Annotated in this window: 12 protein-coding genes and 1 pseudogene; 9 read left to right on the forward strand and 4 right to left on the reverse strand. The window is 60.7% G+C overall.

Annotated features, from left to right (window positions below; translation table 11 throughout):
- The 7 genes and pseudogenes from VMA74_RS20685 to VMA74_RS20710 all read left to right on the forward strand — a co-directional run.
- Positions 1–428, forward strand: a pseudogene (locus VMA74_RS20685) (hypothetical protein); the annotation flags it as partial.
- The gene (locus tag VMA74_RS20690) at positions 428–700 is read left to right on the forward strand and encodes a hypothetical protein (RefSeq protein ID WP_325370461.1); all 273 of its coding nucleotides are present in this window, start codon (positions 428–430) and stop codon (positions 698–700) included. The pseudogene VMA74_RS20685 and the gene VMA74_RS20690, both read left to right, overlap by 1 nt.
- Positions 693–1154 (forward strand): hypothetical protein, encoded by a 462-nt coding sequence (locus VMA74_RS20695; protein ID WP_325370462.1) that lies wholly within the window; start codon positions 693–695, stop codon positions 1152–1154. Before VMA74_RS20690 ends, VMA74_RS20695 begins: the two co-directional genes overlap by 8 nt.
- Positions 1151–1504 (forward strand): hypothetical protein, encoded by a 354-nt coding sequence (locus tag VMA74_RS20700; protein ID WP_325370464.1) that lies wholly within the window; start codon positions 1151–1153, stop codon positions 1502–1504. The genes VMA74_RS20695 and VMA74_RS20700 overlap by 4 nt, the downstream gene beginning before the upstream one ends.
- A gap of 37 nt (positions 1505–1541) precedes the next feature.
- Positions 1542–1757, forward strand: coding sequence for a DUF4224 domain-containing protein (locus VMA74_RS21675; protein WP_414649648.1), 216 nt, complete (start codon positions 1542–1544; stop codon positions 1755–1757).
- Positions 1758–1777: 20 nt separating this feature from the next.
- On the forward strand, positions 1778–2866 hold the full coding sequence (locus VMA74_RS20705; protein ID WP_325370465.1) for an integrase: 1089 nt from the start codon (positions 1778–1780) through the stop codon (positions 2864–2866).
- Positions 2867–3401: 535 nt separating this feature from the next.
- A complete protein-coding gene (locus tag VMA74_RS20710) occupies positions 3402–4103 on the forward strand; it encodes a PP2C family protein-serine/threonine phosphatase (RefSeq protein WP_325370467.1) in 702 nt (233 codons plus the stop codon).
- Between the two features lie 57 nt (positions 4104–4160).
- Here VMA74_RS20710 and dnaQ read toward each other — a convergent pair whose 3' ends face one another.
- From dnaQ to VMA74_RS20725, 3 genes are read right to left on the reverse strand one after another with little or no spacing between them, the layout of a single operon-like run.
- On the reverse strand, positions 4161–4880 hold the full coding sequence (dnaQ, locus tag VMA74_RS20715) for a DNA polymerase III subunit epsilon (protein WP_325370469.1): 720 nt from the start codon (positions 4878–4880) through the stop codon (positions 4161–4163).
- Complete coding sequence (gene rnhA / locus VMA74_RS20720) at positions 4877–5320, reverse strand: ribonuclease HI (RefSeq protein ID WP_325370471.1); 444 nt, start codon at positions 5318–5320, stop codon at positions 4877–4879. Before rnhA ends, dnaQ begins: the two co-directional genes overlap by 4 nt.
- 37 nt (positions 5321–5357) lie before the next feature.
- Positions 5358–5996 (reverse strand): methyltransferase domain-containing protein, encoded by a 639-nt coding sequence (locus VMA74_RS20725; RefSeq protein WP_325370473.1) that lies wholly within the window; start codon positions 5994–5996, stop codon positions 5358–5360.
- A 289-nt stretch (positions 5997–6285) separates the two neighbouring features.
- Between VMA74_RS20725 and gloB the strand changes: the two genes are divergently transcribed.
- Together gloB and VMA74_RS20735 are read left to right on the forward strand one after the other, a co-directional pair.
- Positions 6286–7053, forward strand: coding sequence for a hydroxyacylglutathione hydrolase (gloB, locus tag VMA74_RS20730; RefSeq protein WP_325370475.1), 768 nt, complete (start codon positions 6286–6288; stop codon positions 7051–7053).
- The gene (locus VMA74_RS20735; RefSeq protein WP_325370477.1) at positions 7050–8294 is read left to right on the forward strand and encodes a LysM peptidoglycan-binding domain-containing protein; all 1245 of its coding nucleotides are present in this window, start codon (positions 7050–7052) and stop codon (positions 8292–8294) included. The genes gloB and VMA74_RS20735 overlap by 4 nt, the downstream gene beginning before the upstream one ends.
- A gap of 88 nt (positions 8295–8382) precedes the next feature.
- On the opposite strand, the gene VMA74_RS20740 is transcribed toward VMA74_RS20735, so the two are convergent.
- Positions 8383–10129, reverse strand: a 1747-nt coding sequence (locus VMA74_RS20740) for a peptidyl-prolyl cis-trans isomerase (RefSeq protein WP_325370479.1), incomplete at its 5' end; no start/stop codon positions are given.

The following is a 10129-nucleotide window of genomic DNA, read 5'->3' on the forward strand; positions in this document are numbered from 1 at the left end:
GCGATATCTGGTGTCCGATACAGTACGAAGCCGATGGCGCGCGTAACGATGGGCGCTTATGGACTGAGTGGGGATGGACATCGGATAACAGTGTCGGCCGCTACCGACACGCACGCTTCATGCCTCGCTGGGCGGCGCGCACGGTGCTTGAGATCACGGATGTACGCATCGAGCGGCTGCAGTCCATCAGCACGCTCGATGCCATTGCCGAAGGCGTGATGACGCTGCCGGAGCAGTGGATCAACGACCACTTCACCGATCACCGGATGCGCGTGTCTGCGGCGCTTGCCGGTGAGCGATCGATTCCGAACCCACCTTCACCGCGCCGCCTCTTCGAAGCCCTGTGGGAACAGCTCAACGGCATCGGTTCCTGGAAGGAAGATCCTTGGGTGTGGGTGATCGAGTTCAAGCGATTGGAGGTTGCGTGATGCCTAAGGTCACCCACATCGGCAACAACCGCTGCCTTACTCCCGCTGACTTCGCTCGGCGTCTTCGGACACTTGCCGACCAGATCGAAGAGAAGCACGCCACGGATTCAATGCTAAACCCCAAGCGAATCATCCTGCTTATCGAATCGGCGAACGACGGGTGCATTCATGCCAAGGTGTTGGACGACACCGGGCTTTGGCTGCGCGAGTTTATAGGCATCCTTCAATGGGTGATTCTCGATACCTACTGCAAGGCACCAGCACATGACTAAGCTAACCAGTACACATACCGTCGTGAACATGGAAGTCAAGCCAAGCACGTTCGCCGAGATCGCTGCGAAGTTGCGCGAAGCTGGCTATGACCACGTGTTCCTTGGCGACAAGCAGGTCGACATGTCCGGCATCGCTCTGGTGCCAGAAGACGATCCCGCACCAGCAACGGTTGCTTGGAAACCCATGGAGAGTGCTCCGCGCGATGGCCGCGTGATCCTTCTACGTTGGGGCAACGACGCCATCACACCTGGTTTCTGGGTTGGAGAGTTCGGTGATAAGCCGGAATCATGCGGTGCGTTCCCATGGGCATTCATTGATGCCGACAGCACGGAGCAAAACGCCTACATCCTGAATCAGGCAGCAGACAACGAATATGGGCCGACGCAATGGGCGCCGTACTCGGCCGAGATATTCCAGCGGATTCAGGTAATCCCAGATGGACGCACGTCATGAGGCATGTGATTTACACCGAAGACATGCAGCCAATCACGGTGTTTTCGCTGCAAACATGGGCAGAGAAAATGCTTCATGACCACCAATACCTGATGTTGGTGGTTATGCCTCCAATTGCACCAGTCTGCTACAAGGCAGCTGACCCAGAACTTTCAATCCGCACGTGGACCGTGCGCATCCGCGCGAAGTGGTTAGTCAAAGATGGGCAGCGTCACATGCTGCTTTTCACGGGCGATGAAGAGACTGCGTTGTTGCTGGAATCCGCTTTCCTGCCAGGACAGCAGCGGACTCTCAACGATGAACGCCAGCAAGCTTTCATCAGCGGCCTATTCACGGCGCTAGGGTACTGACCATGTGCTCCCGAGCATTGCCGAGGGTCGCTGAGCCGTGATACACGACGCCCTCATCACCGCCGACGAGCTGGCCCAGGTCACGGGCTACGACCAGGACGCCGCCCTCAAGCGCGCCCTGACGCAGGCGGGCATTGTGTGGTTTCCGGGGAAGCATGGTCGACCGTGGACGACGATCTCATTGATCAACCAGGCTGGGGGGATTCAGGCGGGAGCGCCAGCAGCTCGCAAGCTCGGAGCGGACGACGTATGAGCCGTAGGGGCCGCAAGCGCTTGACCGATCCGACCCTTCCAAAGCACATCCGCCAGCAGGATTTGCCGCAGGGCGTCTACTGGGACCGCAAGAGCCGCGTCTGGTACACCTTCGTGCAGGTCATGGGAAAGGCGAAGTGGCGGAAGCTTGCCGCCGCGGATGCGCGTCTCTCGGTCATCCTGTCAGCGCTGGAAGAGGTCAACGGTGTCCGGACCGGCACCTTGGAGTGGCTGTGTGATCACTTTCACGGTAGCCCGCAATACAAGGCCCTGTCTGACAACACCAAGCGCGACTACGAGGCGCAACTAAACCTCGTGCGCACCTACAAGACCAAAGCGGGGATGCTAGGCAGCGTACGCTTGGTGGATATCTCGCCAGCCTTTCTCCAGCGGCTGGTCGACAAGATCGGGGCCGAGCATCCTTCAAAAGCTGCACACTTGCTCCGTTATATCCGGCGTGCCTTCAGCTGGGGATACGCCCGCGGCCGGTGCGCTGAGAACCCAGCCAAAGGCCTCGAATCCCCCAAAGAGCGAAAACTGCGGCGGCTGCCGGTGCCGAATGCGCACATGGCTATCCTGCAGTTCGCCCAGGCGAACTACGAGGACTACCTCTGGATTTTCATGGAGCTGGCCTACCTCATGCGCTTGCGTGGGATTGAGGTGCTCACGCTGAACGATGCGGACGAGTTTGAGGATGGGATTCAGACCAATCGCCGGAAAGGATCCCGAGATACCCTCGTATTGTGGTCTCCCCGCCTACGGGCGGCCTGGACGGCTGCGGGCGAGCGGCGCAAGCGGATATGGAGCAGGCCGGGGAAAGTCGAGCCCATTCGGGCACAAGATCGCCTTCGCCTCGTCAATGCCAAGGGCGAAGCCATCACCCGGCGCGCGCTGAACACCTTGTGGGGCCGGATGATGCGGGACGCGATCGCCAAGGGGGTGATCACCGAGGACCAGCGCTTCGGTATCCATGACCTGAAACGCAAAGGCATAACCGACACCAAGGGCACCCGGGCGGAGAAGCAAGAAGCCAGTGGGCACGTCACGCCGGCGATGATGAATGTGTACGACCTAAGCTTGCCGAGGGTGACCACACCAGGCGACGTCTAATGATTGATGGCCCCTCAATCTACCTAAAATATTTTCATGTACTTCGCCAAAACAGTGACTTAGGAAGGCGTATCACCTAAAATAAATCGCTCTGAAGCGTTGAAAGTGTTGGCTTGTGTACCTGACTCGAAATCAGGCGTACGTGTAAGCGTACCGTGGGTTCGAATCCCACCCTCTCCGCCACACATAAAAAAACGCCCGCACGGGCTTTTTTTTTTGTGTGGCGGAGAGGGTGGTTGCCAAGAGAAACCACTGGTTCGACAAATTTGTCTGGAACAAATTTGGACAGCCGCAGGCTGGCCCCGGAGCGCGTAGCGCGGAGGGGCGAGGCCCATGGATGGGCCGAGCAATCCCACCCTCTCCGCCCCTAAAAAGCGCCCATCGTGCGTGTTTTTATGTGTAGCGGAGAGGACGGTTGCCAAGAGAAACCACTGGTTCGACAAATTTGTCTGGAACAAATTTGGACAGCCGCAGGCTTTTTTTGCGCCATGCCGCCACATCCGGCATGCTGCGCGCTTCTACCCGGCGGACGCCCATGATCGAATTTGGACACGGAACCCATGTCGGTTTGCGCCGCGCGCGCAACGAAGACACCTACTACGCCGACGCGGCGCTTGGCCTGTTTCTGGTCGCTGACGGCATGGGCGGCCATCAGCATGGCGAAGTAGCTTCGGCGATGGCACGAGATGCCATCGTGGACTCGGTGCGCAAAGGGAAATCATTGGCCGAAGCCGTACACGGTGCCGCGGCACGCTTGCTGGAACATGCGCAGCGCTATGACGATGCGTTGCCGATGGGCACCACCGTGGCCGCCATTCGGTTTATCGAGCAAAACTACGAGGTAGCCTGGGTGGGCGATAGCCGTATCTATCAGTGGAAAAGCGGTTTGCGCCGGATCACTCATGATCATTCGCTGGTGCAGCGGCTAGTGGAGGCCGGCACCATCGATGAAGCGCAGGCCAAGCGTCATCCTCAACGCAATATCCTTACGCAGGCCCTAGGCATCACCGCGCTCGAGCAGTTGCATATCAGCATGGCGAAAGGCCGGCTCGAACCGGGCATGAGCTTTCTGGTGTGCAGCGACGGACTCACTGAAGAAGTGAGCGACGACCGCCTTGCAGAAACCATCGGCCGGCGCGATCTGGCGGCACAGGAATGCCTTGATCATTTGCTGCTCGCCGCGCTCGAAGCCGGCGGCAGCGATAATGTGACGGCGATCCTCGCAAGGATCCATTAGGTTCCTGCGAGCACGATCAATGCGCATCCAGCCTACTTGAACAAATAACGCGAGCGATCAAGCTTCCGCTTCTTGCTTGCGCCACACGGACTGGCCGCCGGCACCTTTGTCCAGCGCATCCAAACGCTTCAAATGCGCACCGATTTCCTCTTCGCTGGCGCGCAGCACACGCGGCCGCCGCGATAAGACCAAGGGAGCAATCACCGCACGTGTTCCGGTGGTTTCCGTTCCTCCTTCAAAGCCGAGGTCCAGCACCACCTGGCCCGACGTCATCGCCAAATAGACGTCGGCCAATAGTTGTGCGTCGATCAAGCCGCCGTGCAGATCGCGTGCGGAGTTGTCGACACCGAGGCGTTTGCACAAGGCATCCAGGCTGTTGCGCTGCCCCGGGTAGCGTTCGCGCGCCATCAGCAACGTGTCCAACACGTTGCAGCGATCGGCGATACACCCGTAATGCGTGCCGGCGCGCGCCAATTCGGCGTCGAGAAAACCCACGTCGAACGCCGCGTTGTGAATGACCAGTTCGGCGCCTTCGATAAAGGCTAGAAACTCATCCACGATTTCGTGGAAGCGCGGCTTGTCGAGCAGGAATTCATCGGCGATGCCGGTGACTTCGCGTGCGCCTTCATCGATAGCGCGCTCCGGATTGAGATATGTCTGGTAGTGGCGCCCGGTCAGCCTGCGCTCCACCATCTCCACGCAGGCGATTTCGATCAGGCGATGGCCCTGGCGCACTTCAAGGCCCGTGGTTTCGGTATCGAGAACGATTTGCCTCATGCCAATTTCCTGAATTGCTCTGCTTGTTGCCGCGCGGCTTGATCCACGCGTTCGTTTTCATCGTGCCCGCTATGGCCGCGCACCCACTCCCAGCGAATTTTGTGGGGTGCGGCGGCAGCGGACAGCCGCTGCCACAAGTCCTGATTTTTCACCGGCTTCTTGTCGGCGGTACGCCAGCCGTTGCTGATCCAGCGCGGCACCCATTCCTCGATGCCCTGCATCACGTAGCGGGAATCCGTGGTGAGCACAACCTGGCAAGGGCGCTTGAGCGCCTCCAGGGCTTGAATGGCAGCCAGCAACTCCATGCGATTGTTGGTGGTTTGCGCCTCGCCACCGCTCAGCAACCGCTCGGTGCCTTTCGCTCTCAACAAGGCCGCCCATCCTCCCGGACCAGGATTGCCGAGGCACGCGCCGTCGGTAAACGCTTCCACTTCCGCCACTCGTTCCGCTCCGTTGTTCCGTCTCGATGATGTGTTGTCAGCTTACCGAACTGCGCCGTGCGCCCGGCGCAAGGCCAGCCCGCACCGGTGCGGCAACGGGCTTGGGCCGCAGCCGGGTAGGCGCGCTGGCAGGACCACGTTTGCGCGCCACCAGCACATAGCCGCCACCCAACCAACCATGCGCCCTGCCGGGAACAGCGGAAGCAAGCGGCAGCCATGTGCCCACGCGCTGCACGCGCTCCACCTGCACTTCCGACCGGCGCAGGCGTGCCGCAAGCTGAATGGGTGACCTGGCATGCGCGGCACCACCACGCGTCCGCCACAGCCACCAGGGGGTCCACCCGCTCAATGGGCTGACACCTGTGAGTACCAACAATCCACCTGGCACCAGCACACGCACGATCTCGTCCAGCGACAGCGGCGCCAGTTCCAGTGCGTGGCGCAGCAGGATCAGGTCGAAGGCGCCGTCCACGAACGGCAGGGGCTCGTCAGCGCACGCGGACACATCGCCCTGAAAACGCCCCTCGGCAAGGCGCAGGGTGACCCACTGGCCCAGGTAAGGCGGATTTGGCGGCCCGTCGTCCGCCGCAGCGGATAGCAATAACGCCCGGCTGCCGGCACAACGGCGAACGTCGGGCATGTAGGCCACGCTTTCCTCTGCCAGCAGACCACGCATGGGCGCACTTGCGTAAATGTCTTGGGCGCGCTGTGGCATCTACAGGAGGCCTGTCAAAAGCATGGGGAGAGAGTTTAGCGGTTGGCTTTACAAAGACGAACCATGCCGTAATGGCTTTCGCAGGATGGGTGGATTAACGCCCATCTAACGATCGCGGAGGCTCCGGGCGATATAGTCGGCGATCTCGCGCATGCCTGGACGCCTGCGCCAGTCGATACGAAGGATGCACTGGCTTGTTGCGTGCGGGCAGATCGCCGCATGAGCCAACGCAACAGAGCGGAGAACGCCCTTGCACGTCGTACCGTTACCGGCGCTTGCCGACAACTATATCTGGCTATTGCATGACGACGACGGCCACGCCATCGTCGTTGATCCCGGCGAAGCGGCGCCGGTAGAAGAAGCCCTCTACGCACGCAAGCTCAAGCTGCGCGCGATTTTGCTGACCCATCATCACGACGACCACATCGGCGGGGCTGCGGCCCTACGGGCGGCTCACGGAGCGCCCGTTTACGCGCCGGATGACGAGCGCATCACGGTAGCTACCCATCGCGTGCACGATGGCGACACACTTGAGCTCGCCAAGCCGGCGGCGCGTTTGCAGATCATCGCGGTGCCGGGGCACACGCTCAGCCATATCGTGTACGCGGGCGAAGGCGTGTTGCTGTGCGGCGATACGCTGTTCAGTCTCGGCTGCGGCCGGCTGTTCGAAGGCACGCCTGCGCAAATGCTTTCATCGCTCCAGCGCTTGGCGTCGTTGCCGGGTAACCTGCTGGTCTGTTGCGGACATGAGTACACCGCCGCAAACGGGCGCTTCGCGCAAACGGTGGAACCCGACAACACGGCCCTGCAGCAACGCCTGGACGACGTGGCAAGGCTGCGTGCGAAGCGGCAGCCGAGCGTACCGGCAACGCTGTCGAGTGAACTTGCCTGCAATCCATTCCTGCGCGTGGACAGCGAAGCCGTCATTGATTGGTGCCGTCGACACGGTGCGGCCAACGATGATCCTGTCGCCCGTTTCGCTGCCTTGCGCTCGGCCAAGGATGTGTTTCGGGCATGAGTTACACACGACGACTTCTGCCTGTTGCCTTGACCTCTTTGCTGGCGGCGTGCGCAACGCCACCTGCGAACAAACCGGCCCCATCTATCCCGGCAACGGTCAGCCCGGCACCGAACCCGCCGCCGGCAGCGCCGTCGCCTGCGCCGCCGGCCTCGTCGTCTCCTGCCACGCCCGAGGAAACGGGGACCGATGTGTGGGACAAACTGCGCGGCAGCTTTGCAATGGCCGATTGCGATGCGGATCCGCAGATCCTGGTGTGGGCCCATCGCTATACGCAAAGCCCACAGCGCTTCGAGCAACAAATGACCGACGCCCTGCCGCAAGTCATCTATGTGCAGCAGGCGGCCGAGAAATACGGGGTGGCCGGCGAGTTCGTGCTATTGCCGTGGGTGGAAAGCCAATATCGGCCGGTGCCAGGCCACCGCAATCTGCCAGCCGGCATGTGGCAGCTCGTGCAGAGCACGGCGCGCGTGATGGGCCTGCCCGTGGACCATAGCTACGACGGGCGCCTGGACACCTCCGCTGCAACGGATGGCGTCATGCATATGCTTCGCGACTACTATGACCAGCTGCACGACTGGCGTCTGGTCGATTATGCGTTCAATCGCGGCGAAAACGGCGTGCGCCGCATGGTGCAACAGCATGGACTACCGCCAGACGAGCCCGCCATTCCCAAGTGGCCGGTACCTAAGGTCACGCGTGAACATCTCACCAAGTTGCTGGCGATTTCCTGTGTAGTGCGCGACCCATCGCGCTTCCATGTCGAGCTTCCCACGCTGCCGGCCGATCAACACCTGGAAACCGTGCAGATACATCATGACATGACACTGTCCGCCGCCGCGGATCACGCCGGCATGGAAGCCGACGATCTGAAACGGTTGAACCCCGCGTTGCAAACCAACTTTCTCAGTGCTGACGCGCCCGGGCATCTGTTGATGCCGCACCATAACGCAGAACTGTTGCGCAATGCCATGCAGATTGCCAACGCACAGGGCATGATGGCGAGCGCTTCTCCCAATACGCCGTTGCCGGCCATGTATGCCGACACACCGGCGCAATCCATCCAGGACGAGGCGCCGCGTCATAGCAGGACGCATGTGGTGAAATCCGGCGAAAGTCTTTGGCAGATCGCACATAACTATTCGATCAGTGTCAACACGCTCGAACGACTGAACCATTTGCACGGTAAAACGCTGAAGCCGGGCCAGGTGCTGAAGCTCGACCCACCAAACCATCAGTAATTGCGCCGATAATTCCGTAGACCGATGTATGGCACAAAAAAAGCGGCTCGTAGGAGCCGCTTTTTTGGCAAAGCCGCATGTGCGGCCGTTACATACGATCCTTGGCAATCTCGATCTTGGTCTTCGCCTTGAGCATATCGACGAAGCCCTGCGTTTCCACTCCGCCATAAACCTGCACCATCTGACGATAAAGCTGTTGACGGTCATCGGCGGTCAGCTTGGAAAGATCGCCAGCCTCCACTTTGTCCAGAGCCAGCACTGCGTACGTACCACGGTCCAGTGCAACACTGGCGTACTGCGGCTTGCCGTCCGCAGCAGGATGCGGGGTCTTGAATGCCTGCGTGAGCACGGGCAGTGGCACGTTCTGCCCCGGCTGCGGCACGCGCTGTATCTGCTTGGCGGTCTGCAGGTCGGCATGCTCGGCGTTGGCAAGTGCCGCGATGTCCTCGCCCTTGCTCAGGCGCTGCACCAGCACGTCGGCCTTCTGGCGCGCCGCTTCGGCGATGCGCTCGTCGAGAATCTTCTTCACGATCGCATCGTGCACTTCCGCGATCGGCTTGGCCGAGGCCGGTACGTGCTTGTCGACGCGTATCACCACGGAATCGCTCTTGCCGAGGTTGATCAGCCCGGAGTTGTTACCCGATGCGAGCACGTCGTTGGAGAACGCGGCAGCAATCACCTTGGGATTGGCGGCAATCCCCTGCCCGCCGTCGCGGCTGAACAGCGGCGTTTGCTTGATCTCAAGATGCAGGGCCTGCGCAGCCGGCTCAAGGGAGCCAGGGTTCTGCGAGGTCAGATCGGTCATCTTGCCTGCAGTCTCGTTATAAACGCGGTCCTGCTCGCCTGCAGTGGCTTCCTTCAGCAACTCGTCACGCACTTGCTCGAACGGCTTGGTCTGGCCGCTGCGGACGTCGCGCAAGTAGATGATGTGGTAGCCCTCGTCGGACAGCACGGGCTTGGAGATCTGCCCCTTCTGCATGGAAAACATCGCAGCGTCGAACGCGGCATTGGTGACGCCCTTCTGCAACCAGCCCAGATCGCCGCCCTGCAGCTTCGAACCCAAGTCATCCGAATCCTGCTGCGCCAGCTTGGCGAAATTGGCAGGCGTGGCTTCGGCAGCGATCTTTTCCGCCTTGTCCAAGGCCGCTTTCTGCTGCGCCGGCGTAGCGTTCTTCGGCACATTGATCAGGATATGCGAGACCTCGCGCTCCTCCGGCATGCCGAAACGCGAAATCTCCGCCTGGTAGCGCTTCTTCAAGTCTTCTTCGGTGGGCTGCGTATCGGCTTTCAGATCCGCGCCGTTGACTTCGACGTACTTCAGCGACACCTGTTCCGGATTCATGAAATCCGCCTGGTGCGCCTTGTAGTAATCCGCTACTTGCGCATCTGTAACCTGGCTGTCTGCAGGCGTCGGACGCGGCAGTATGAAGTAACGGATGTCGCGACGCTGCATCTGGATGTCCAGATAGCGGTCGATATCCGCGGGCGTAATGATGGTGCTGCCGCTGATGGCATCCGGCAGTAGGCTGCCTTCCAGCGAGTTGCGCACGCTCTCCTGATACATCTCCGGCGTCATGCCTGCACCCGCCAACTGCGCGCGGTACATGTCGCCATTGAATTTGCCGTCGACCTGAAACGCTGGCATCGATGCAATGGTGTCGCGCAACGACTGGTCGGATACGCGCATGCCAAGGTCTTCGTTGGCCTGCAGCAGCAATTGCTGACCGATCAACTCGTCCAGGACATGCTGCTTGAACTCGGGTTTGTCGAAAATGGTTGGGTCGAACTTGTCGCCCATCTGCGCGCGCTGTTGCTGGCGGAGGCGATTGAGCGTG

Source organism: Dyella sp. (assembly GCF_035508675.1).
GTDB lineage: Bacteria > Pseudomonadota > Gammaproteobacteria > Xanthomonadales > Rhodanobacteraceae > Dyella_B.